Here is a 23,563-nt window from a genome sequence, read left to right on the forward strand (position 1 = left end):
CCTCTGCTGCCGTTAGCCGGCTTGCCCCGCACACATAAGCCACAACAATGGACTGCTAACCTCCCATTTGGTAGTAGAGCCGGAAATGTTCGCTATCCAGGAAGAAACCGATCTTTTGCCTGCGGTCTATGACGGTCCGTTCGAGCAACCGATGTGGTCGACGTTCCTCGATCGCCTTCGCGCGCGCACACGCGCCGAGTACGCCGGTATCGCCTTCCGGCCGCCCGGACGGCCGCTGAACGCAACGGTGAACCTGTTCTCTGGCCGGCCCGTCAGTCCCGAAATCGCCCGACTCTACCGCGAAGAGGCATGGCAACGTGATCCACTGCCCTATTTCGACCTGCGCGAAGAGCGTGTCTATTCCCTGCCAGAGCTCATCCTCCCCCACGATCCCGTCCATCGCCGCTACCGCAACGAGATCCTCGGCCCCGCCGGCGCGGATGCCATGCGGGTCGTCCGGATCACCGAACCGGGCGGCGTCAGCGCATGGCTTGACATCATCCGCTCAGGCTCGGACTTCACGCCCGCCGACGGCGCGGTGCTCAGCCGGATTGCGCCGCACTTCCGCCGCGCCTTGCGCGCATATGCCGAGATCGAGCGCCAGAAGTCCGGCGCGCGCATCGCCGCCGAGGTCATGGAGCGTCTTAACTTCGGCTGGATCGCGCTCGACGCCCGCGGTGTCGTGCTGGACGAGAGCGCCGAGGCGGCGCGGCTGCTGCAGCACGGCGCGGGCTTGCGCCTGACGCGCAGCGGTCGGCTGATCGCCAGTAATCCCGCGACGGACCGCACTCTCAACGTTGCGCTCCGCGCCGTCGCGAGAGGTCCGGGCAGCGCGCCGCGGGCGCTCAATGTCAGCACCGACCCATGGGTCGACATGTTGCTGGTGCCAGCGACGTCGGACCCGGCATCCCCCACCTCGGACGCTGCGGCAATCGCCTATATACAGGGCGACAACCGCAGCCTCGCCGATCGGCACGAGCAGCTTGCCGAATTGTTCGGCTTGCTTCCTAGCGAAGCCCGCTTCGCACTGGCCCTCTCGCGCGGAATGTCCATCGCCGAGGCGGCGGAGAGCTTGGGCCTGACGGTGGAAACCGGGCGCAACTACTCAAAGAAGATCTACGGCAAGATGGGCGCGCGCGGGCAAGCCGACCTCATCCGATTTATTCTGACGAGCGTGCTGGCGCTGGCCTGACCATCAGGCCGTGACCAGTTCACCCTTTCGCGCAAGTTCCAGAGCATCGATGAACTGGTCGGTCGCACGGTCCCAGCTGAAGCCGTTGCCGAATACGGCAGCGCCAAGCGCATCGCAGCGCAGTGCCCTGGCGATCGCCACGTCGAGGTTGTCGTCCAGCGCGCCTACCGCCATTGGCAAATCGCCCTGCGGTCCCCGGCCGTTCGCGCCGATGATGTCGATCGGCCCCGGGACCGGATAGCCCGCAACCGGCACGCCGCAGGCAAGCGCCTCGATCAGCACCAGCCCGAAAGTGTCGGTGCGGCTGGGGAAGACGAAAACGTCGGCCGAGCAATAGGCCCGTGCCAGCTTTTCGCCGGACAGCGCCCCCAGGAACCGAGCCTGCGGATACTCGCTGCGCAGGGCCGAAAGTTCGGGGCCTTCGCCGACCACGACCTTCGTACCCGGTGCCCTGGCGTCGAGGAAGGCACGCAGGTTCTTCTCGGGGGCGACACGCCCGACATAAAGCAGGATCGGGCCGGCGAGTGCATCCAGTTCGGGAAGCGAGGCATGGCCGGGACGGAACAGCTCCTGGTCGATCCCGCGGGTCCACAGCCGGGTGTGCCCGATCCCGCGCTCGCCGAGTTCGGCGGCCAGCGTCGGGGTCGAGACCAGGACCGCGCTGCTCGGCGCATGAAAGCGGCGCATCAGCGGCCAGAACCGCTCGGCCGAAATCCCGGTACGGACCGCGGCATAGTCGGGGAAGCGGGTGTGGAACGAGGTGGTGAAGGGCACGCCGTGGCGGATGCACCAACTCCGCGCGCTCCAGCCGATCGGGCCTTCCGTGGCGATGTGGACGATCTCGGGCGCGAAATCGCCCAGCGTCCGCCGGGTGCCGAAGCGCGGCAGCATGGCGAGCCGGATTTCGCTGTAGCCGGGCAGCGGAACGGTGCGGAACTGGCTCGGCGTGACCAGTTCAACCTCGTGCCCGCGGGCGATCAGGCGGTCGACGGTCATCCCCAGCGACCGGACGACGCCGTTGACCTGGGGGTGCCAGGCGTCAGTGCAGATGGCGATCCTCACGCGGCGATCTCCTCTTTGGCAGGTACGGGCTGGGCAAGCGGGGCAGCGGCCGCTTCGCCCTTGCGGACCTCCTCGGCCCAGTGGAGGATTTCCATCTGCCCGTCGCGGTGCTCGACCAGCGCGGTGCAGCTCTCCACCCAATCCCCGTCGTTGTAGTATTCGATGCCGCGGATCGTGCGCATTTCGGCGCTGTGAATGTGGCCACAGACCACTCCCTCGACGTTGCGCTCGCGCGCCGCGAACGCCACCGCTTCCTCGAAGTCGCAGATGAACTCGACCGCGTTCTTGACCTTCTTCTTGAGATAGGCGGAGAGCGACCAGTACGGCAGGCGGAACTGGCGGCGGATCACGTTGAACGCGTGGTTGCTGCGCAGCAGGATCGAGTAGGCCTTGTCGCCCAGGAACGCGAGCCAGCGCGAATAGAGCACCACGCTGTCGAACCCGTCGCCGTGCGTGACCAGCAGGCGGCGGCCGTCGGCGGTCTCGTGGATCGCTTCCAGCACCAGTTCGACCCCGCCGAAGCCCATGCCCGCGAACGGGCGCAGCATCTCGTCATGGTTGCCCGCGACGAACACCACGCGGGTGCCCCGGTGCGCCATCTTGAGCACGCGGCGGACGACCTCGTTGTGCGCGTCGGGCCAGTACCAGCCCTTGCGCAGCCGCCAGCCGTCGATGATGTCGCCGACGAGATAGAGCGTCTCGCACTCGACCGAGCGGAGGAAATCGAGCAGCATCTCGGCGTTGCAGCCGCGCGTGCCGAGGTGGACGTCGGAAATCCACACGGTGCGGTACTTGCGCTTGGGGCGGAAGGCCTGCGGCTCGGGCAGTTCGAGCCATTCGGGAAGTCCGGCGATCCCCGCGGAAGCGGACCGGAAAATGTCGGGAAGCGGTTTGCGTCGAAGTCCCACCGGGGGTCTCCCTGCTGTCTGACTTGCGCCCACCGTGGCGAAGCAAGGTTGCAGGGATAAGGCGAGGTTACGGCTTGGTGACGGTATCCGCTCCTTCGAGCGCGAGCGGGCCCAGCGGGCTCCCGATCAGCCCGCTGACCATCGCCGCCTGGATGGCATTCGCCGGCCACAGCTTCGACAGCGGGCCGACCAGCCGGTCGCGGATGACCGGGAGGACGCGGCTGTCGGACTGGTAGACCGGGGTGAACAGCCATGTCAGCCACTGGTACAGCCGCACGTGCCACAGCCGCATTTTCACCGCGGAGGCCAGGGCTGCGGCCATCTCGTCGTGGCGCGACAGCGCGGCAGACAGTGCCCAGGCATCGAGCAGCGCCATATTGGCCCCCTGCCCCAGCTGCGGACTGGCCGAATGCCACGCGTCACCGATGTGGATCAGCCGCTCACCGCAGGGTTCCGATAGCGTGCGGTGCGCATAGCGGGCGAAGGTGAGTTGCCCAGGCTCGGTCAGTTGCCCGGCGAACGGTTCGCATTCGGGCCAGAGTACAAGGACCTCGCGCTTCCATGCGTCAAGCCCGCCGTCTTCCCACGCCGCAAGGTCGCTGCCCTTCAGCGACCAGAAGAACGCGGCGCGCGGGCTTGTCCCTCCGGCGGTGCCCAGCGGCAGCACCCCGGCCATCTTGCTTGACCGGCGATAGCGCTGGGTCAGCGTGTGCGCGTCCAGCGTGCAGCCGCCCGGCCAGTCCACGGTTCCCCACAGCGCCCCGAATGCGAGCTCGCGCCCGGTCGGCGGAGCCAGCGTCGATCGCGTGCCGAGCGCATCGACGACGAGATCGAAGCCGGCGCTGGCTCCTCCGTCCTCGAACAGCAGGACGCGGCGATCCTGCTCGATCCGCGAGCCCGCGACCGCATGACCGGTGTGGATGGGAATGCCTTGCGCAACGACCGCCTCGTGCAGCGCCTCGAACAGGCAGGCGCGGTGGATGCCGATGCCGAACAGGCCCTGCCGGTGAAGCGCGGCATAACTGACGTCGAGCACAACCCGCCCCTCCGCCTGGCCGAACAGCCGGTCGATCCTTGCGCCCTGCCCGGTAATGCGTCCTGCCAGCCCCAAACGGTCGAGCACGGCGAGCCCGGTCGGCTGGATCATCAGGCCGGAGCCCAAGGGGCGCGGCTGGTCGAACCGTTCGAACAACTCGACCTGCTCGCCGGCGCGCGCCAGCAGCAACGCCGCGGCCAGGCCGCCGACGCCGCATCCCGCAATCGCGATCCGCCTTCCCCCCATCGGACGGTGGATAGACCGGAACGGTCGGCCGCGCCAATTGCGAAAGCGGTTCTTGTTGCGACCGGCCAGATGACCGAGGGCCAGCCAAATTCGCCGATGCGCGGTTTGCTCTCGGATTGCCGGCGCTTTCTGACAGTCAGCAAATCAAATAGGCGTCTGCCGAACTTGAGCCGAGACATTCGCAGAGTGATAGGTACCCTGCACATCGGTGTTGATGCGGATGGAGGACCCCATGGAACTGAGCGGCAAACGTGCGGTCGTCACCGGCGCGGCATCGGGTATAGGGTTGGCGATCGCCAAGGAGCTGATCGGGCGCGGCGCAAAGGTGCTCCTCGCCGACGTCAACGCAGCGCTTCTGGAAAGCGTCGCAAACAGCATCGGCGGCGGGGTGATCTGGCAGAGCTGCGACGTCTCGGATCATGCCCAGGTCGAAGCATTGGGCCGGCGTGCCGCGACGGATTTCGGCGGGGTGGATCTGGTGTTCGCCAATGCCGGGGTGATTGCCAGCGGCCCGCTGCTCAAGATGAAGCCGGCAGAAGTCGACTGGATTCTCAGCGTCAACATCAAGGGAGTGTGGAGCACGTTCGCAGTGTTTGGCGAGATGATGAAGGCGCAGCCTGAGGGCGGACGGCTCTGCGTGACCGGGTCCGAGCACTCGCTGGGGTTCCAGCATGCCGGCGCAGGCATCTACACCGCGACCAAGCATGCCGTCCTCGGCATGGCCGATGTTCTCCGGGCTGAACTGCCCGAAGCCGTTTCGGTCAGCGTGTTTTGCCCGGGCCTCGTGGCAACCGCGCTCGGCGCGGGGCCGCGGCCGGCAGGCCTCGCTCCGGTCCAGCGCGATTCCGACATGAGCGCGCGGATCCAGGCGCGAGGAATGCCCGCGGCCGACGTGGCCCGCCGGGCGGTCGATGGCACGCTGGCGGGCGAGCTTCTGATCGTCACGCACCCCCACGCCGTGAAAGCCGCGCAGCGACGCTTCGCAGACATCTCATCGGCCTTCGCGGCCCAGGCTCCCTACACCGAGGAGTCCGAACGCTACGACGTCAACCGGGTGATCGCCGAGGTCGTCGCGGAGCGGAAGGCGGAGCGTACGTAAGCATCGCCCGCGCAGGGCAGGAAAGAGCATGGCCCGCCTGCCGGGGGCGCTCGACCTCGACCGGGGCCTGACACAAATGTGACAATGGGCGGCGTCTACTGGATGGCCGCCGGTCGTCACGCTAAGACGCCGCCATGCCGATACGGGGACTCTATCGCACCCGCGATGCGCTGCTGGGTGCAGGCGTGCGTGTGGCGTGGACGGCGGGGGACGCTGCCCCGGTCGTCTCCGAAACCGTCTACGAAGCGATGAAGGGCTGCCCCGGGCTATCAGAGCTGCCGACCGCCGAGCAGTTTTACGCGCGCGGCACCGGGTACCGGAAGGACCTTCTCGAGCTGGGTTGAGCGCCTGCTTTGACTGCCTGAGGCGACCTCATCGGTCGTTGTCGGCGGCAATCAGGCTCAGCGGCGCCCAGAAGAACGGGTGACGCCATGCCGGGCGCCAGCCTTCGACCGCACGTCCATCGGCATACTTGCCGGTGCGAACCGCATGTTCGGCAGCCGAGAGGGCGGCCGCGGGCGTCATTGCCGGGTTCGCTTTCATTTCATGGAGCATGGACACCAGCAGGACCGGCGCCGTCTCGTCGGACAGGCGCCAATGGCTGGCAACCATGCGGCGCGCGCCGGCGTAGAGGAAGGCCCTCGCGAGCAGGCCGAGCGCGTCCGCATCGGCAATCGAACCATCCCCGCCGCCGGCGGTCGCCGTGTCGCAAGCCGAAAGCAGCAGCCAGTCGGCACGCAGCCGCAGCATCGCGATTTCCGAAGCGGTCAGCACCCCGTCGTCCGCCGCGCTGGGCACGGCTGGCGGGGTGAACACGATGCCGGGCTCGCGCAGGCCTTGCCCGCTCGAGGGGTCGGGCAAGTAACCATGCGTCGCGAGATGGACGACCTGCGCTTCGGACAGGTCCGGATCATTGCGGAAAGCGTTCTCGGTGGCCTCGCTCCCGGTGCGCACCATTCCCAGCGCAACGCCCATTTCCTTCGAGACCTTGCGCAGCTCGAGCCGCGTGTTGGGCAGCGCGGAAAACGTGCTTCGCAGCCACTTGGGATCGGCGAGGTCCTTCACCGGCATCGCGAAATCGCCGCCGCCAGACCCCATGTCGGGCGCGCCATAGCCGAGGTAGGGTGTTTCGCCCGGGTCCGGTCGCTCCAGGCCGGGCGCGCGAAGGGCGGCGACGCTGGGCAGCAGGACGATGTCGTGTTGGTCCCCGAACCAGGCAGGTGCCGCATCGGAACCGGGCGGGCGTGTGAGCAATGTCGCGAGCGGCAGTTCGCCGATGCGCCCGCTCGCGGCGACGTAGATGGTCCGTTTGCCGGCCAAGGGCCCCGCCACCGGCTCGATCAGCCGCTGGTACAGCCCGAACGCTGCGTCGGCGGCGAAGGGACTGTCCGCACCGCCCGCCGTGCCCTCCGGGCAATTCTTCCGATCGAGCGAGCAGCGCAAAGTGCTCACATCCTGCTCGACAAGATCCTGCCGCTTGACCTCCTGCCACGCAAATCCGTCGGCGGAGACCGAGAGGACGAATTGCGAGAGTTCGCCACCGCCGGACAGGAGCAGCAGGGCTTCCCCCGGTCGCAGGCGCTTGCGCAAGGTCGGCAGGTCGATCGACTTGGGTGCGAGGAGCAGCGCATAGCCCGGGTTCTTCGCGTCAATCTGCCGGTCCACGGCGGCGAGGCGCGTGGCGAGTTCGGACTGCTGCTCCTCCAGCTGGGCAATCCGGCCGAAATCCATCCCCTGCCGCGCCTCGGCGAGCGCCATTGCCAGCTGCCGCGCCTGCTCCGCGAGATCGGACTGCTCGCGGGCCAGGGCCGCGCCTGGTCCGTCCCCCTGGGCAAGCCGGGCAGCCGTTGCGCGCATGGCCTGGCCGGCGTTCGTCGCCGACAGATCCTGCATGACCATGAGGATCGTCGATCGATCAGCGTGGCGGCCAAGGTCCTCCACCCGCCGGGCCTCGGCGAGGTACTCGGCGTAGATATCGCGCAGCGGACTGTTGGAGATGCGTCCCCCTGCCGTCGCCCGCGCCAGCGCCTGCTGCGCCGGGTCCGTCCCCGCGTCGAGGCCCAGCGACACCCTTTCGGAGGATTGGCGCGCGATCAGTGCGGCCTTGCCGAGAAGCAGCAGCGGCTGCGGATCGGACGGATCGACCTCGCGGCGGGTCTGGGCCAGCATCTCGAGCGAGAAGATGCGCATCCCGTCATTGGCGGAGACGCGGGAATTGAAGATGTCGACCGCCGCTGCGAATAGGGGAATCGCCGCGACCGGGTCTCCCCGGTCGGCCACGATCGTCCCCAGAAACTGGCTCGCGATGCCTTTGTTGTAGAGCAATTCCAGCGGGGTCTTGTCGCCGAAGCTGGCGAGTGCGGCGCGCAGCACGGTCTCCGCCTCTGCCTTCTGGCCATCGAAGCCGAGCGCGAGACCCAGCAGGCTCTGAACGAAGGCCAGCTGGCCTCGCAGCGCGGGCGAACCGCCCTCCGCACCAAGCAGGGGTGTGATTTCGTCGATGGTCTTGCGCAGGCCGGGAATGGCAGCGGGATAATCATCCCGGCTGAAGGCCAGCAACGCCTCTGCCAGTGGATTGTCGTCCTGCCGGGCGGCGTTGCCGGTTGCCGCGCTGCGCCCGAAAATCTGGTCGAGCGAGCTTGCCGTCGCCTCTGCCAGGCCGAGGAACTCCCGTTCTTCCTCCGGCGCGGAACGCATCGCAGGCAGCAGCTTCTGGATGATCGCATCCGCCTCGCTTGCCGCGTTGGTCTGGATGAGGGATGCGGCGAGAAACACCTGCGCCCGGAAATAGTCGGCACGGCGCGCCGGCAAGCCTTCGAGTGGCGCAGCGCCAAGCCGCATCTCCCTCACCGCGCCCGCCGGGTCGCCGCCGGCGGAAAAGATCGAGCCGAGGAGAAAATGCAGGTTTGCCGCGTCTGCGGCCGGCGCCGCCCGCACATCCTTGCGGGCAAGCGTCTGCTGCAACAGGGACACCGCCTCCTCGGTCGCATTGCTCTTGAACAGAGCCTCGGCAAGCGCCGCTGTCGCGGAGAGCGCGGACGGGCTCACAAGGCCGTCTCGCGCGCGGCTCCGGGCCATTATTTCCCGCCGCACCAGCACCAGCTCCTGAACGGCGCGCGTGTAGTCGAGCGCATCGGCGAGCACGCCCAAACAGGCATCGGTCATCTGGTCCTGCGCCGGACCGAGCTTTCGGTAGCCGTCGCAAGCCTCGCGCAGCGGCGCGACGGCCTCCGCCTCCCGCGTCGTGCGATAGAAGAGGTCCCAACCCATCAGGTAAAGCGCCCAATTCAGCTGCGCACCGTCCGCGTTGCCGAGAGCCTTGCGCGCGGCGATGCCTTCACCGAGCGCTGCGATCGCCTCCTCGAAGCGCCCCGCATCGTGCAGCGCCTGGCCCAGCATGATCCGGTAATCGGCCTCGGTGACGGCACTGCGCCCGTCGATCCCGAACAGCACAATGAGCTTCCTGTAGTCGTCGACCCGGCGAGGGTGATCCGCCATCCCCGTCGCGACGACCACCGACAGGCCGTAGGACAGGCTGAGCCAGTCGCGAAAGAACTTCTGGTCGCGTCCGGTCTCGAAGCCGGCGATAGCCTGGTCGATCGCATCCCGCGCCTCCGGATAGCGCTTCTGGATGAGGCGGATCTCGGCGACCCGATAGGCCGCCTGAGCGGTCAGGCCGTGCGCGGCACCGAAGCGGGCCGTCCGCCAGGCCACGCATTGCGCGTAAAGCGCCGCCGCTTCGTCGGGCCGGCCCGCGCCGTTGACCGCCATCGCCAGTTGAAAGCGGGCTGCATCGGCCTGGTAGCTGTCAGCGCCTTCGCTCTGCGTTGCGAGTGCCAAAGCCTCGCGCGCGCCGGCCTCCGCCTTTGTCCAATCACCACCGTTCATCGCCTGAGCGGATTCGGCGATCGCGGCGTCAAAGCCAGCGGCGGCTTCCTGTGCGATTGTCGGGGTCGAAGCGAGCAACGCCAACGCCAGCGCCAGCGCAAACCGCGCCCCGCGCTGTCCAGTCACCCCGATCTCCCGCAACGTCCCGGACAAAGTACAGGCGAACCGCTTGCCGGTTTTACGGTGAATGCGGCTCTCGGTCACTGCTATGCCTCCTCGAACGATGTCAGCACGATATCGGTCAGCATCTCGCCGGCGACCTCCAGATAAGCCCGCAGGCAATCCAAATGAATACGATAGCTCGTTCTTCACCGCCCGACAGATCATCATCCTGCGCTTCACGACAACACGCGGACAAACAGGTCGCACAGTGGGATAAAGAGCCGCAGGATATGTGGTTGGATCGTGCTGTTGCCAGCGCAAGCAAAGGCCGATGCGATTGTAACGCTGCTCATGCGGCGTTGAAGATCGGGCCTATCGGGTCGTGCGCGGCGCTAGATGCAGAAGGGCAGCCGGAACTGGCCCGCCCGTCGCCCAGTCGAGCAATTCCACGGTATGAGCCACAGGCAGGTCGGAGAACCGCGCGATCTGGGTTGCGCAGCCGATGTTTCCGGTCGCGATAACGTCGGCATCGAGCCGATCGATCGCGCCAGCCTTGCGCCGGCCAAGTTGGTCGGCGATTTCGGGCTGGAGAATGTTGTATGTGCCGGCCGATCCGCAGCATAGATGACTTTCGGCGGGAAGTCGGACGGTGTAGCCGGCCTCGGTCAGCAAGCGCTTGGGCTGTTCGGTAACCTTCTGACCGTGCTGTAGCGAACAAGCCGGGTGATAGGCCACGGTTACACCGCGCTTCGTTGCAGGCGGCAGTTCGACGCGGGCAAGAAACTCCGAAATGTCGAGCGCGAGCGCGCTGACCCGGGCGGCCTTCTGCGCATATTGCGGATCGTCGCGCAGCATGAAGCCGTAATCCTTGATCGACGTTCCGCAGCCAGAGGCGGTAACGATAATCGCAGCAAGCCCCGCGCCTTCAATTTCTGCGGTCCACGCATCGACGTTGCGCCGCGCCGCCGTCATCGCTTCGTCAGTCCGGCCCATGTGATGGACCAGCGCACCGCAGCAACCTTCGCCTTGCGCAAAGATCACGTCATGGCCGCAGCGATTGAGAAGGCGAATGGCTGCAGCGCGGAACTCGGGACGCAGCACGGGTTCGGCACAGCCCTGCAGCAGCGCAACCCGCCCTTTTGCCGCCGGGACCAGTGCAGACCGTGCCGGCGTCTGCGCCGACACGCGGCGGGGGGCCAAGGTAAGCATCGCAGCCAGCGGGCGCAGCGCGGATACTCGCGCAAGCATTGCGGAAAAAGGCCGCGCCAGCGGAGCCAGGGCAAGCGCCAGGCGGAAGCGCCTCGGGTTGGGCAGAACGAACGCCAGAAGGCTGCGAAACAGGCGGTCTGGCCAAGGCCTTACGTGGCGCTCGGCAATATAGGCGCGGGCATGGTCGACCAGGTGCATGTAGTTCACGCCCGACGGGCACGTTGTCATGCACGACAGGCACGACAGGCACCGGTCAACGTGCTTGACCACCTCGGCGCTTGGATCGCGCCCGTTTTCCAGCATGTCCTTGATCAGGTAGATGCGACCACGGGGGGAATCGAGCTCGTCTCCGAGCAGAACATACGTGGGGCAGGTCGCCGTGCAGAAGCCGCAATGGACACATTTGCGGATGACCCCTTCCGAGGCGCGCATGGCCGGATCGGCCAGCGCCTCAGGTGGAAAGCTGGTCTGCATGCGCATCCTCCGCGAAACGGTTGGTCAGGAATACTCCAGCGGGGTCGAACGCGCGTCGCACGCGCTGTTCGAGGGCGGCAACGCCGGGGCTCCGCGGATGGAAAGCAGGTATGCGCGCGCGCACCTCGGCCGGCGCGTTGACCAACGCAGCCTCTCCGCCGAGCCGGGCCGCCTCCTCACGAAGGCTTGCCCCCTCATCGCCAAGCGCGGCCCAAACCTGACCCCCACCCCAATCCATCGCCCATTCGGCACCGCGGGCGTCGAGATAGCGCACAAGCTCGGCCGCCAGGCGCGGCGGCAAATGGACGCGCCAGAGGACTTCGCCTGATAGCCCTCCCCCGGTCATCGCAGCGCGCCACAACGGTGCTGCTTCGTGCTCGGCCAGCCGTCTCAGCTCGCAACGGCCTGCCAAGAGGCCAGGCAGCGCCCCGCAGCGTGCCTCGACGGACGGGGCGAAGCCCGCGACACGCAGCAGGGTGATGCCGTGCTGCAGATGTGCCGCCGCGGACACATCCGCATTGCTGCCGAGCGCGCATGCCATCACTGCGTAAGCGGCAGCGGGATCGAGCCCCTCGGCCGCCAACGTAACGCTGAGGCGCGGTCGCGGAAGGACCTTGAGAGTCAATTCCGTCATAGCAGCAAGACGGCCCCACGACCCGGCCATGAGCTTGGGCAAATCATAGCCGGTGACGTTCTTGACAACCTTGGCCCCGGCGACAAAGACTTCGCCACGACCGGAGACGGCCGTGAAACCAAGCAGATGGTCGCGAGCACTGCCTGCAGTGACCCGACGCGATCCCGCCACCCCCGCCGCAACCGTTCCGCCTATCGTCGCACCCGGCTCTCCCCACGGCTCGAACGCCAGCATCTGACCTTCACCCGCAACCAGAGCCTCGATTTCGGCCAGCGGCGTTCCTGGCAGGACGGACAGGACGAGTTCGGCCGGATCGTAATCGATTACGCCCGACAGTGCCGCAAGGGACACCGGCTCGGCAGCGCGCGACGCGCCGAAGCCTGCGCGCGTCCCGCCGCCACGCAATTCGAGCCTTTTGCCCTGCGCCGCGGCGCCGGCCACGATCTCGGCGAGATCGCCTGCATCTCTTGGCGTCAGCATCAGAACCTCGGCAGTTCAGGGTGCGGCAGTGCCCCGTGATGCACATGCATCCGCCCCAGTTCGGCGCAACGGTGCAATGTCGGGAAGACCTTGCCGGGATTGAGCAACAGTTCGGGGTCGAACGCACATTTCACGCGCTGCTGCTGCTTCAGGTCTTCCTCGCCGAACATGGCGGGCATCAGGTCGCGCTTCTCGATCCCGACGCCGTGCTCGCCGGTCAAGACGCCGCCAACTTCGACGCAAAGCCGCAGGATGTCATTGCCGAATTCCTCGGCCCGGTCGAGCTCGCCGGGCACGTTCGCATCGTAAAGAATAAGCGGATGCAGATTGCCATCGCCCGCGTGAAAGACGTTGGCGACGCCAAGGCCGTATTGCTGGGAAAGCTCCTCCATCCGGCGTAGCACGTCGGGCAGGCGGCGGCGCGGGATCGTGCCGTCCATGCAATAATAGTCGGGCGAGATGCGCCCCACTGCCGGGAACGCCGCCTTCCTTCCGGCCCAGAATGCGACCCGCTCGCCCTCGTCGCGCGAAATGCGCGTGGTGACCGCCCCGTTGGCGTCGGCAATCCGGGCGATTTCCTCGATCAGGTGATCGCATTCCGCGGCGGGTCCGTCGACCTCCACGATCAGCAACGCCCCGACGTCGAGCGGATAGCCGACGTTGACGAACGCCTCCGCCGCATGGATGGCGGGTCGGTCCATCATTTCCATGCCGGCCGGAATGATCCCTTCGGCGATGACCTGCGCGACGCAGGCACCCGCCTGCTCGGCGTCGGGGAAACCCACCAGCACGGCCCGCGCGGTCTCGGGCTTGGGCAGGATGCGCACGGTCACTTCGGTCACAACGCCGAGCAGGCCTTCGGACCCGACGACCACGCCGAGCAGATCAAGGCCTGCGGGATCGAGATGCCGACCGCCCAGCCGCACCACTTCGCCATCCATCAGCACCAGTTCGACGCCAAGTACGTTGTTGGTCGTAAGGCCGTATTTCAGGCAGTGTACCCCACCTGAATTTTCCGCCACGTTGCCGCCGATGGAGCAGGCGATCTGGCTCGATGGATCGGGCGCGTAGTAGAACCCGCGTCCCTCCACCGCTTGCGTGATGGCCAGATTGGTGACACCCGGCTGGACCACGACCACGCGGTCCTCGTAATCGATGTCGAGGACCTTCTTGAACTTACCCATTCCGAGCAGCACTGCGTCAGCAAGCGGCAGGGCGCCGCCTGATAGCGAGGTTCCGGAGCCACGCGGCACGACCCGAACGCCTTCGCCATGGCACCAGCGCAGAACCGCGGAGACTTGCTCCACCGTCTCGGGCAACACGACGAGCATCGGCGGCTGACGATAGGCGGTCAGGCCGTCCGATTCCCATGGGCGTAACGCGTCGGCATCGGTTATCACGCCCTCACCCGGTACGATCGCCTGCATGGCTGCGACGATCCGCTCCCTTTTGGCGAGCGTTTCCTGGTCTGGCGCAGGCATGGCGATGGTCATCGATGATCTCCGTCGCAACTCGTCGTCACAATCAGCCGGCCGCCTTCACCTTGTGCCGGAAGCTGTGCAAAAGCGGTTCGGTGTAGCCGTTCGGCTGCAAAACGCCATCGAACACCAGCGCTTGCGCCGCCTGGAATGCAAGGCTCGCGTCAGGATCGCTTGCCATCGGGCGGTAGAGCGGATCCTCGGCATTCTGGACATCGACCGTCTTTGCCATGCGCAGCAAGGCCGCTTGAACATCTGCCGGAGTCACGACACCGTGCAACAGCCAGTTGGCGATATGCTGGCTCGAAATGCGCAGCGTCGCGCGGTCTTCCATCAGTCCGACGTCGTGAATGTCCGGCACCTTCGAGCAGCCAATGCCCTGGTCGACCCAGCGCACGACATAACCGAGAATTCCCTGGGCATTGTTCTCGATTTCCTCCCGCACGTCCGCCTCGGACCAGTTCAGCCCGTCCGCGACCGGAATGGACAACAAGTCGTCGAGCGAAGCAATCGCTTCGGCCTGCCGCACGTCCTGTCGGGAAAAGACATCTATCCTGTGATAATGTGTTGCATGGAGCGTCGCGGCGGTAGGCGAAGGCACCCACGCCGTGTTGGCACCTGATTGCGGATGAGCAATCTTCTGATCGATCATCTCGCCCATGCGATCGGGCATCGCCCACATGCCTTTGCCGATCTGCGCCGTTCCGGAAAGTCCACAGGCCAGCCCGATCTGCACGTTGCGATCCTCATAGGCCTTGATCCACTTGCTCGCCTTCATGTCACCCTTGCGAAGCATTGGCCCGGCTCGCATCGAGGTGTGGATCTCGTCGCCGGTGCGATCGAGAAAGCCGGTGTTGATGAACATGATGCGATCTTTCACCGCATGGATGCACGCGGCAAGGTTGGCGCTGGTGCGGCGCTCTTCGTCCATTACCCCGATCTTGACGGTGTGGCGCGGCAGGCCAAGCAAATCCTCGATTTCGTCGAACAGGTCGTTGGCAAAGGCGCATTCTTCGGGGCCGTGCATCTTTGGTTTGACGATATAGACAGAACCAGAGCGACTGTTGCGCAAGGGGCCGGTACCTTGAAGATCATGCAGCGAGATAAGGCTGGTCACGATGCCATCGAGTATTCCCTCGGGCGCCTCGGCTCCATCGGGCAGCAGGATTGCGGAACTGGTCATGAGATGGCCGACATTGCGCACCAGCAACAAGGAGCGTCCGGGCAGTGAAAAGGTGCTGCCGTCTGCTGCGGTGTAGACACGGTCGGGATTGAGCCGACGAGTAACCGTAGAGCCACCCTTTTCGAACGTGTCCTCAAGGTCTCCCTGCATAAGTCCGAGCCAGTTGGCGTAGGCGGCAACCTTGTCGACCGCATCAACCGCTGCGACCGAGTCCTCGAAGTCGCAGATCGTGGAGAGCGCGGCTTCCATCATGATGTCGGACATCCCGGCAGGATCGTCCTTGCCGATGGGATGGGCGCGATCGATCATCAGTTCGAGGTGCAGTCCATTGTTGCGCAGCAAGATGTTTTCGCCGGCCCGGCCCACCAGCTGAGACGGGTCCGACAGCGAGACGTCGCCGCCGGTCCAATCGGCCCAGCCACCCGTCTCAAGCGGCACCACCTCGTCCAGAAATGACTTTGCCCAGCCGATCACCTTCGCGCCGCGGACCGGGTCGTATCCGCTACCCCAGCTCGATCCGGGAATGGCGTCGGTCCCGTAAAGTGCGTCGTACAGGCTGCCCCATCGCGCGTTCGCAGCGTTAAGCAGGAACCGCGCATTCAGAACCGGAACCACAAGCTGTGGCCCCGCGACAAGTGCAAGCTCGGCGTCCACATTGCGCGATGAGACGGCGAACGGCTCCGGTTCAGGTACCAGATAGCCCAGCTTGGTCAGGTAGTCCTTGTAAGCGCGCCCGTCATGCGGCTGGCCGGCACGGCTTTCGTGCCAGGCGTCGATGGCAGCCTGCATGCTGTCGCGTTTGGCGAGCAAGGCGCGGTTGCGAGGCGTGAAGCGGGCGAAAATCTCGGCGACCCCAGCCCAGAAATCGTCGGCCGAGATGCCGCTACCCGGGAGTGCCCGTGCCTCGATGAACTCGGCCAGCTCGCTCGCGACGCGCATCCCTGCCTTTTCGATATAGCGGCTCATCTGTGCATTCCCCAAAGCGTTCTGTTCGCGATGTGCGCGTCTATCCGCCCGGGGCAACTTCCGGTAGAACGAAAGAATGCAAATCAGCTTTTCATACAGGTAAAAGATGTTCGATCCCGATTATGACCTGTTCATCCAGATCGTAGAGGCTGGTTCGATCTCCGCCGCAGCGCGGCAAGGGACCCTTTCGGTGGCCAGTCTCTCCAAGCGTCTTGCCCGGCTGGAGCACCGTTTGCGCGTACGCCTGGTGCACCGCACGACACGCCACCTTGCACTGACGCCCGCGGGCAAGGACCTGTATGACACGCTTCTACCCTTGCGGGCTTCACTGACCGCGGCCGAAGACCGGATCGCCGGGCGCAACGCGCTGATCAGCGGAGTACTGCGCATCACGGCGCCCACGTCGTTCGGGCGGATGCACGTCGTACCTTGCCTGCCATCGTTCCTTGCCAAGCACCCGCAGATCAACCTGTCAGTCGACCTGTCGGACGAATACGTCGACCTGCTGGCTGGCCAACATGACCTGGCCGTTCGTATCGGCACCAGAATAGGAGCGGGGCTGGTTGGCCATCGCCTCGGCACCAGCCATCGGTTATTGTGCGCTGCCCCGACCTATCTTGCCGCTCATGGCGAGCCCGCCTGCCTGGCCGATCTTGCCAATCACAGATTGCTGGCGACCGACAGTCAGCTGCCTTGGCAGATTACCGGTTCAGAAGGGGCCATCTTGATGAACGGGCAAAGCCACATCCGAACCAGCTCAAGCGAAGTGGTGCGCGAACTCGCTTTGGGCGGATGCGGCATCGCACTGCGTTCGATATGGGATGTTGGCGAAGCGCTCGCCACGGGCGCGCTCGTGCAGGTACTGCCCCAGTACCGAGGCTCCGAAGAGGTAGGTATCTTTGCTGTGCATGCAGCTGGACCCGAAGTGCCGGCCAGAATCCGGTCATTAATCGACCACATGAAATCAAACCTGCGCATCGGCGATCCAAATTCGTTGATGCAATTTGTGGCAAACTGAAAGACCTGACTGGCACAGGCAATTGATCGGATCTTGAACACTTTTTCGTAGCGCACCTTCCCGACGCGCCTTCCTCGCCTGAATCTGTCACAGGCGATGTTTCGCCTACGCGGCAGAATTGCTCGGGCAGCCTCCAAAAAGCCGCCGTGTCTCTGTCGACCTACAGCGCGCTTCGATGCGGCGCGTGAGGGAGCGGGTAGTGACCGACCATGGCGCGATCGACGCCCTGTGCAACGGCGCTTTGGTTAACCAGCCGCGCGCTGCATCTGTCGGAACACAAGTCTGATGAATGCCTCCACTATGTTGCATGGTCGGCGTGCCGGGACGACAAGCTGATCCATCGAGTAGAATACTAGGAGACGGGAACGGATCTGGAACTGCACGGCAAACGGGCTTTCGTCACGGGCAGCAGTTCGGGCATCGGTGCGGCGACCGCGAAGATCCTGGCGGCCGAGGGCGCCAAGGTAGTCGTGCATGGACGTAGCCATGACAAGACCCGCAAGGTTGTGGACGCCATCCTCGCTGCTGGCGGGGAAGCAGGCTACGTGATCGGCGAACTCGATAGAGAAGACGTGTGCGCCGATGTCGCCGAACAAGCCTTGGCAGTCTTCGGCGGGATCGACATCCTGGTCAATAATGCCGGTGGCTTCGCCGCCACCGGCCGGCTGGATTCGAACGCCGAGAATTTCAACCGGCCATGGCTGGAAACGCCGTGGGACGACTGGATGTGGACTTACGAACAGAACGTAGGCTCGTCCGTGCGGCTCATCCAGGCGCTGGCACCCGCAATGATCGAGCGCGGCTGGAGCCGCATCATCAACCTTGCGAGTGCCACTGCTACCCAGACAGAAACCGGTCTGGCCGATTACCAGCCGGCCAAGGCCGCGATCAGCAACATGACCTCGGGGTTAGCCAAGTCGCTTGCCGGCACCGGCATCACCGTCAATGCGGTTACGCCCGGCACTGTCGCGACCGAAGGGGTCAAGGAAGGTTTCATCAGTTGGGCAAAGGAACTCGGCTGGGATACCAGCGACTGGTCGGCGCTCGAGCGCCGCTTTACCAACGAAATCTTCCCGCAACCGACCAAGCATTTCGGACGGCCGGAAGATATCGGACGGATGATCGCCTTTCTGGCGAGTCCGCAGGCCAGTTACATGACCGGAAGCAATTATCGCGTCGATGGCGGCATGTGCCGGTCAATCAACTGACGGCCGCGAGTTGGCCGAAGACACGTTTCAACCCGTAGCCCTCTAATCGATGCGGATGCCCGGCTGTGACCGAGTTCCGATATCAGGCCGACTGATGAACCGATATGGTTTCCCACAACTGGGACACGGTTTTCGACGGGTCGCTGTGTGAGGTCATCGGCATGCGATCGGTGCCGATCCGCTCGGCTATCGCGTCGAACACGGTTTGGGGATCATCCGCTTCTATTTCATAGATGGTCGCAAACTTCCATTTATTGCCTGAACCTTCCTGTTGCACGGCTGCCGATCGCAGCCGCTGCGCGTTCAGAACCCCGTCGATGGCGAGGACGTCTTTGACATGCCGCTCCTCGTGCCAGGCATTCCAGTCGGCCTCGTGGCCATCCTTTGGCGAGGCGAGAACCATGAAAGTATAGCGGCCCATGTTTAGTCCTTCTGTCTTGGCGGTATGATTTTGCGCTGCGACTAGCGGCGCAGCAGAGCAGCCACGTCCGCGGCGTCCCGCATAGCCTGGGCGATGTAGCCAACCCCCTTGCAGTCGCCGATGGCGAAGGCTTCGACACCCGCGTCCCGAAGCTGCGTGGCCAACGCCAGGTCGGCCGTTGCGCCCTTGGCAAGAATGACGTTCTCGGCCGCGATTGTGCGCTGCGTACCGGCGCCATCGGTGCAGCGGACAGCACTGGGCGTGATCGCAATGTCGGCTGCCGAAGGGATCATCGTCACGCCCGCCGTTTCCAGTTCGTCGAGAACATCGCCCCGACGCAGCACTGGCAGCCCTTTGCCGAACTTGGGCGTATCGTCGATGATCGTGACGGTGCGTCCGCGGTGGGCGAGGAATTCAGCCAGTTCCAGCCCGACCAGATCACCCCCCACGATCACGATTGTCTTGCCGAGCGGCATCCACATCCGGCTGGCGCGGCGGACCATCTCGGGCGACCCGGTCAGGTCCAGCTTGCGCCCGACGCTCATGACGGCACGGATCAGCGGCGAGAACTTTGTGCCGGCATTTGCGGTCGGCCCCTCCCCGGTCAGGAGATAGCGCAGATCGTTGCCATCATAGACATGCTTCAGTTCGGCGCCCGGGATTGGCACCCGCGGACGAGCGGCGCCGGTCGCCACGACGACCGCGTCGGGCGCCATGGCGACCACGCTATCGACACTGGCAGGAGTGCCCAGCCGGACGTCGATCGAGCTATTCTGCACCTGCCGCTTGAGCCACTCGACGATCCGGCCATTGGGTTCGTAGGCGATGGCCGCGATGCGTGCCGTGCCGCCAAGGTCCGCCGACGCCTCGATCAGCGTAACGGCATGCCCCATCGCGGCGAGCAGGCGGGCTGCCTCCATCCCACCGGGCCCGCCACCGACCACGACCACGCGGCGCGGGGACGACGCGGGCGAGCCGACATCGATCGCGTGTTCGCGGCCCGTCGCTCCGTTGACCGCGCAGCGCACCGGCCGGTCGAGCGTAACCTCCGAGATGCACGTATAGCAGTAAATGCAGGGCCGTACCGCATCAGGGGTCCCGTCCTGCAGTTTTCGGGCGAGGTCCGGATCGGCAAGCAGCTTGCGCCCCATGCCGATGAAGTCGATCTGCCCCTCGCCCAAAAGCCGATCGGCGACATCGACCTCGATCCGACCCGCAGTGATAACCGGAATATCCACCGCCTCGCGGATCTGTGCGGCGAAGGGAACATAGTTGGCTGGGCGCATGGCCGCAGAGCCGCCGACCAGGCCGCGCCCGCGACTGCTGCCGCTATAGGCGCTTGCGCTTATGGCGTCGGACCCGGCCTTTTGCGCCAGACGTGCGGTGATGCAGGCATCCTCGACCGTGAAGCCATTGTCCAAGTTGAATTCGATGGCGTTGATCTTGCACCACAGCGGGAAATCCCGCCCGATCTCCTCGCGGATGGCAGCGATCGTCTCGATCAGGAACCGCGCCCGATTCTCCGCCGATCCGCCATAATCATCCGTTCGGGTGTTGGTCGCAGGGGACAGAAAACTGCGTAGCAGATAGCCGTGCGCGGCGTGGATCTCGATCGCGTCCACACCTGCCGCCACCGTCCGCCGCGCGGCGCTGGCGAATTGCGCGATCACCGCGGCAATATCCGACTTGTCCATGACATGGTAGGAGGGCGGCGCCTGGATCCGACCAAACGCAGAATCCGCACGCTCTTCGTCGAAAAGCAACGTGCTCAATATGCTCGACGACGCGGAGGGAACGGAGGGCACCAGCAGCGGCCGGCCCGCGATCATGTCTTCGGTCGATCCCGGCCCCCCATGCTGCAACTGCAGCGCTATGCGCGCGCCATGGCTTTGGATCGCCCGTGCCAGGTTCCGCAGTCCGGGAATGAAGCGATCGTCGGATATCGCGACCTGGTCCTTCATCACCATCCCGGCGGGATAGGCGACGCCGACTGCACCGATATTGACCAGCCCCACCCCGCCCCGCGCCCGCGCCTCGTTGAAGGCGATGATGGCGGGTCCGCATGTCCCGTCCGCCTCGGCAAGGCCAGTGCCCATCGCCGACTGGATTATCCGGTTCCGCAGTTCGAGTGTGCCAATTCGCCCCGGTGACAACAGTTGGACTTTGTTCTTCATGTGGGCATTTCTATTGCCGCAATGCGATGTTGCGAAAACGGTGGACACTGAGTCCCGGGCGACAAGCCCGGGACTCAATGCCTTTCAACTCAGAAATCGACGCTGATGGACGCGCCAAAGGTACGCGGCGGACCAAATGTGACCGTGCCGTATCCGAACGTGGCGAACTGGATCGCAGAGGCAGTGCCGTAGTGCTTGTTCGTGAGGTTACGGCCCCAGATCTGCAGGCTAACCGGCGAACCCATCACGTTCTTCCAGTTGATCGACCCGTTGAGGAGGAAATAACCGGAAAGATTGTTCAACTCGCCGCCAGCAAGCCTGTCGAAAGTGCCAAGGCGGTTCGATTGCGTGATGCTGCTGGTGTAGTAGCCCGAAAGCGTGGTCGATATTTCACCGGTATTCTCATCGAGCGGCCAGACATAGGTGATCGCCCCGTTGATCTGATGTTTGGGGGTCTGCGCGGGCGTCGCACCGCTCAGGTCGACCGCCGGAATGAAGCTGGGATCCGGTGCAGGCCCGCCAAGGCCTGGATAGATGAACTCGTCGAATTTGGCGTGGATGTAATTGTAGCTGAAATCGAGCGTCAAATTCTCCACCGGCGAATAGCGCATTTCGAAATCCGCGCCATAGACCGTTTCCTTCGCCGCGTTGACGACACCGAAGCCTGTGCCGCCCCCTGCGTAATTGGCATTCGCGAAGACCTGCTTGTCCTTGATCTTGCCGTAATACAGCGCAAGATTCGTGCGGATCGGTCGGTCGCCGAGACGCCAGTCAGCCTTGATGCCCACTTCCGCCATCGTGGTCTTCTCGGGCTTGAACGTCGTTCGGCCCGGATCGCGCAGAGTGAAGTTCGTTCCGCCGGCAAGGTAGCCATGGCTGATCTTGGCATATCCGAGCACCCGGTCGCTGAACTGGTTGGTCACACCGAGCAGCCAGCTCGGCGCCCTGAACTTGGCGTCGCGTGACCCAAGACAGGTTTGGGGATTGAAGTTAGGATAGCCGGCCAGGCTGCCCGGTTGACACGGCTTGGCGGGAAACGGCAGGAAATCGTAGCCGAAAATGGGCGGCGTGCCGAGCGGTGTCGCCGGATTGGAAAGGTTACCGCCGGACGTGACAACGGATTTGATTTCGTCCCAGTTGTAGCGGAAACCACCTTGCACGCCCAGCGTCTCGGTTACTTTGTATTCGGCATTGAAGTAGACCGCCTTCGATTCTGTTTCCTTGCGCTCGAAATTGTTGGTGCTGATGACATTGTTCGGAGCGCCAAAGAACGCGAAGAGGCCTTGCAGCACGTTGGCGTTGATGCCCGTCGAACGACGCAAGAACGAGTAGTAACCGCCGACACTCGCTTTGAAGCCCATGTCCGCGCTGTCGAAACTCAGGGTTATGTCGTTCGTCCATTGCGAGGTCTTGTCTTCTCGCAGGACATCGACAGTGACGGGCCGCGTCGTGCCCGGCGCATTCTCGCTCGTCACGGTGTGATCATTGCGATAGCCCAGCACGTTGCGCAGCGAAACCGTGTCCGAGAGTTCGAGGGTAGTCCGGTTCTGGAGGCCATAGAGGTCGGCCTTACCGAAAAGATCGGGCTGCACGCCGGTCGCATTCGGACCGGCATGGATCGTGTTGTAATCGCCCAGCTGTGCACCGAGGTCGGGCAGGAAAATGCCCAGAGTACTACGCACGAACTTCACCGGCACTGCGGAATAGGGCGCCTCGTCGCGATTATAGTAATCGGCGATCAGCACGTTCTGCAACGATCCGGCATCGATCGACAACGTGCCGCGCAGCGAATAGTGATTTTCGTCCTGGAAGGCCTTGGGCAGGATGCCGGCATTGTCCGGGTTTTTGACGTAGCCGTCCCGCTTGACGTAGTTGCCCGCAAACCGCAAGCCGACGACATCGTTCACGGGGATGTTGATCATGCCTTCGAATTCGCGGCGGTTGAAGTTGCCATAGCCGGCCTTCACCGAACCTTCGAATTCGTCGGTCGGCAGGTTGGAGCGCACCGAAATCGTGCCGCCGGTGGTGTTGGTGCCGAACTGGGTTCCCTGCGGACCCTTGAGCACTTCGATCGTCGACACGTCATAGAACGAATTCATGATGCCCACGGTCGAGATGAGCGGCACGTCGTTGAAGTAGATTGCGACACCGCCGTCGATGCCGAGCTCGGTCGAGGTGCCGCGGATGGCGAAGATCGGCACGCCGCCCGTCGCGTTGTTGGAAACGGTCAACCCGGGCGTGATCGCCTGCAGGTCCTGTGCCGAAAGCACGACCCTGCTTTCCAGTTCGTCGGCATTGAAGGCCGTAACGGAAATGGGCAGCGACTGCGAAGCCTCACCGACTTTCCGCGCAGTGACGACGATATCGCCGAAGCCTGACTCGGCATCCTGGGCCTGAGCGGCCTGTGCTGCTTCCTGGGCCTGCGCTGACTGCATCGCCATCATCATCGATACAGCAAGAACCGAAACGGTACTGAAGCTCTTTAATCTTTTCATTTCAACATCCTCCCCTACTAAATATTGATAGCGGCTCCCAAATTGGATCGTGTGACTTCGATGCCATCACGAATTCATTATTGACTTCCCGGACCTCCGCCCGGCTTTCGATCCGCTATTCGCGGGATCGGCTGCGATTGGGCCCAGGCAAAAGTGCGATTGGCCTCTGCCGAAAGAACATGAATCGTGTTCGCGGATCACAGTTCGACCCCGCATCGTGACGCTTTGCCCCCCGCCGAATGTCGAACCGATCATCCAAATGCATCCATCCACATGGACAGACCCAATCT

General features: G+C 64.6%; 16 protein-coding genes. 5 read left to right on the top strand and 11 right to left on the bottom strand.

What is annotated here, in order from left to right; genetic code table 11:
- The first annotated feature begins 85 nt into the window (after positions 1 to 85).
- Positions 86 to 1,192 (top strand): helix-turn-helix transcriptional regulator, encoded by a 1,107-nt coding sequence (locus tag AC3WLD_RS17610; RefSeq protein ID WP_492558283.1) that lies wholly within the window; start codon positions 86 to 88, stop codon positions 1,190 to 1,192.
- 3 nt (positions 1,193 to 1,195) lie between these two features.
- Here the strand turns inward: AC3WLD_RS17610 and AC3WLD_RS17615 are convergent, their stop codons facing one another.
- From AC3WLD_RS17615 to AC3WLD_RS17625, 3 genes are all read right to left on the bottom strand, one after another.
- A complete protein-coding gene (locus tag AC3WLD_RS17615) occupies positions 1,196 to 2,254 on the bottom strand; it encodes a glycosyltransferase family 4 protein (RefSeq protein WP_492558284.1) in 1,059 nt (352 codons plus the stop codon).
- Positions 2,251 to 3,108, bottom strand: a complete 858-nt coding sequence (locus tag AC3WLD_RS17620) for a UDP-2,3-diacylglucosamine diphosphatase (protein ID WP_492558325.1) — start codon at positions 3,106 to 3,108, stop codon at positions 2,251 to 2,253. The genes AC3WLD_RS17615 and AC3WLD_RS17620 overlap by 4 nt, the downstream gene beginning before the upstream one ends.
- A 121-nt stretch (positions 3,109 to 3,229) precedes the next feature.
- The gene (locus AC3WLD_RS17625) at positions 3,230 to 4,444 is read right to left on the bottom strand and encodes an FAD-dependent oxidoreductase (protein WP_492558285.1); all 1,215 of its coding nucleotides are present in this window, start codon (positions 4,442 to 4,444) and stop codon (positions 3,230 to 3,232) included.
- A gap of 232 nt (positions 4,445 to 4,676) precedes the next feature.
- Here AC3WLD_RS17625 and AC3WLD_RS17630 point away from each other — a divergent pair, with 232 nt between their 5' ends.
- Both AC3WLD_RS17630 and AC3WLD_RS17635 read left to right on the top strand, forming a co-directional pair.
- Entirely contained in the window at positions 4,677 to 5,543 is an 867-nt protein-coding gene (locus AC3WLD_RS17630) for an SDR family oxidoreductase (protein ID WP_492558286.1), read from the top strand.
- A gap of 134 nt (positions 5,544 to 5,677) precedes the next feature.
- Positions 5,678 to 5,887: a hypothetical protein gene (locus tag AC3WLD_RS17635; protein ID WP_492558287.1), complete on the top strand. Its 210-nt coding sequence runs from the start codon at positions 5,678 to 5,680 to the stop codon at positions 5,885 to 5,887.
- A gap of 28 nt (positions 5,888 to 5,915) precedes the next feature.
- On the opposite strand, the gene AC3WLD_RS17640 is transcribed toward AC3WLD_RS17635, so the two are convergent.
- The 5 genes from AC3WLD_RS17640 to AC3WLD_RS17660 form a co-directional block, all read right to left on the bottom strand.
- Positions 5,916 to 9,635, bottom strand: a complete 3,720-nt coding sequence (locus tag AC3WLD_RS17640) for a CHAT domain-containing protein (RefSeq protein ID WP_492558288.1) — start codon at positions 9,633 to 9,635, stop codon at positions 5,916 to 5,918.
- A gap of 270 nt (positions 9,636 to 9,905) precedes the next feature.
- The gene (gene glcF / locus AC3WLD_RS17645; protein ID WP_492558289.1) at positions 9,906 to 11,216 is read right to left on the bottom strand and encodes a glycolate oxidase subunit GlcF; all 1,311 of its coding nucleotides are present in this window, start codon (positions 11,214 to 11,216) and stop codon (positions 9,906 to 9,908) included.
- Positions 11,194 to 12,330, bottom strand: a complete 1,137-nt coding sequence (locus AC3WLD_RS17650) for an FAD-binding protein (protein WP_492558290.1) — start codon at positions 12,328 to 12,330, stop codon at positions 11,194 to 11,196. Before AC3WLD_RS17650 ends, glcF begins: the two co-directional genes overlap by 23 nt.
- Positions 12,330 to 13,823, bottom strand: coding sequence for an FAD-linked oxidase C-terminal domain-containing protein (locus AC3WLD_RS17655; protein WP_492558291.1), 1,494 nt, complete (start codon positions 13,821 to 13,823; stop codon positions 12,330 to 12,332). Before AC3WLD_RS17655 ends, AC3WLD_RS17650 begins: the two co-directional genes overlap by 1 nt.
- Positions 13,824 to 13,854: 31 nt before the next feature.
- The gene (locus AC3WLD_RS17660; protein WP_492558292.1) at positions 13,855 to 15,957 is read right to left on the bottom strand and encodes a malate synthase G; all 2,103 of its coding nucleotides are present in this window, start codon (positions 15,955 to 15,957) and stop codon (positions 13,855 to 13,857) included.
- A 106-nt stretch (positions 15,958 to 16,063) separates the two neighbouring features.
- Here AC3WLD_RS17660 and AC3WLD_RS17665 point away from each other — a divergent pair, with 106 nt between their 5' ends.
- The gene (locus tag AC3WLD_RS17665) at positions 16,064 to 16,975 is read left to right on the top strand and encodes a LysR family transcriptional regulator (protein ID WP_492558293.1); all 912 of its coding nucleotides are present in this window, start codon (positions 16,064 to 16,066) and stop codon (positions 16,973 to 16,975) included.
- 377 nt (positions 16,976 to 17,352) lie between these two features.
- Positions 17,353 to 18,183, top strand: a complete 831-nt coding sequence (locus AC3WLD_RS17670) for an SDR family NAD(P)-dependent oxidoreductase (RefSeq protein WP_492558326.1) — start codon at positions 17,353 to 17,355, stop codon at positions 18,181 to 18,183.
- 82 nt (positions 18,184 to 18,265) lie between these two features.
- Here the strand turns inward: AC3WLD_RS17670 and AC3WLD_RS17675 are convergent, their stop codons facing one another.
- From AC3WLD_RS17675 to AC3WLD_RS17685, 3 genes are all read right to left on the bottom strand, one after another.
- Positions 18,266 to 18,604: a hypothetical protein gene (locus tag AC3WLD_RS17675; RefSeq protein WP_492558294.1), complete on the bottom strand. Its 339-nt coding sequence runs from the start codon at positions 18,602 to 18,604 to the stop codon at positions 18,266 to 18,268.
- Between the two features lie 41 nt (positions 18,605 to 18,645).
- Positions 18,646 to 20,778 (bottom strand): oxidoreductase, encoded by a 2,133-nt coding sequence (locus AC3WLD_RS17680; RefSeq protein ID WP_492558295.1) that lies wholly within the window; start codon positions 20,776 to 20,778, stop codon positions 18,646 to 18,648.
- 89 nt (positions 20,779 to 20,867) lie between these two features.
- Positions 20,868 to 23,225: a TonB-dependent receptor gene (locus AC3WLD_RS17685; RefSeq protein ID WP_492558296.1), complete on the bottom strand. Its 2,358-nt coding sequence runs from the start codon at positions 23,223 to 23,225 to the stop codon at positions 20,868 to 20,870.
- Positions 23,226 to 23,563: the final 338 nt, after the last annotated feature.

The sequence above is a fragment of the Novosphingobium sp. FW305-C-111 genome (genome assembly GCF_058783565.1).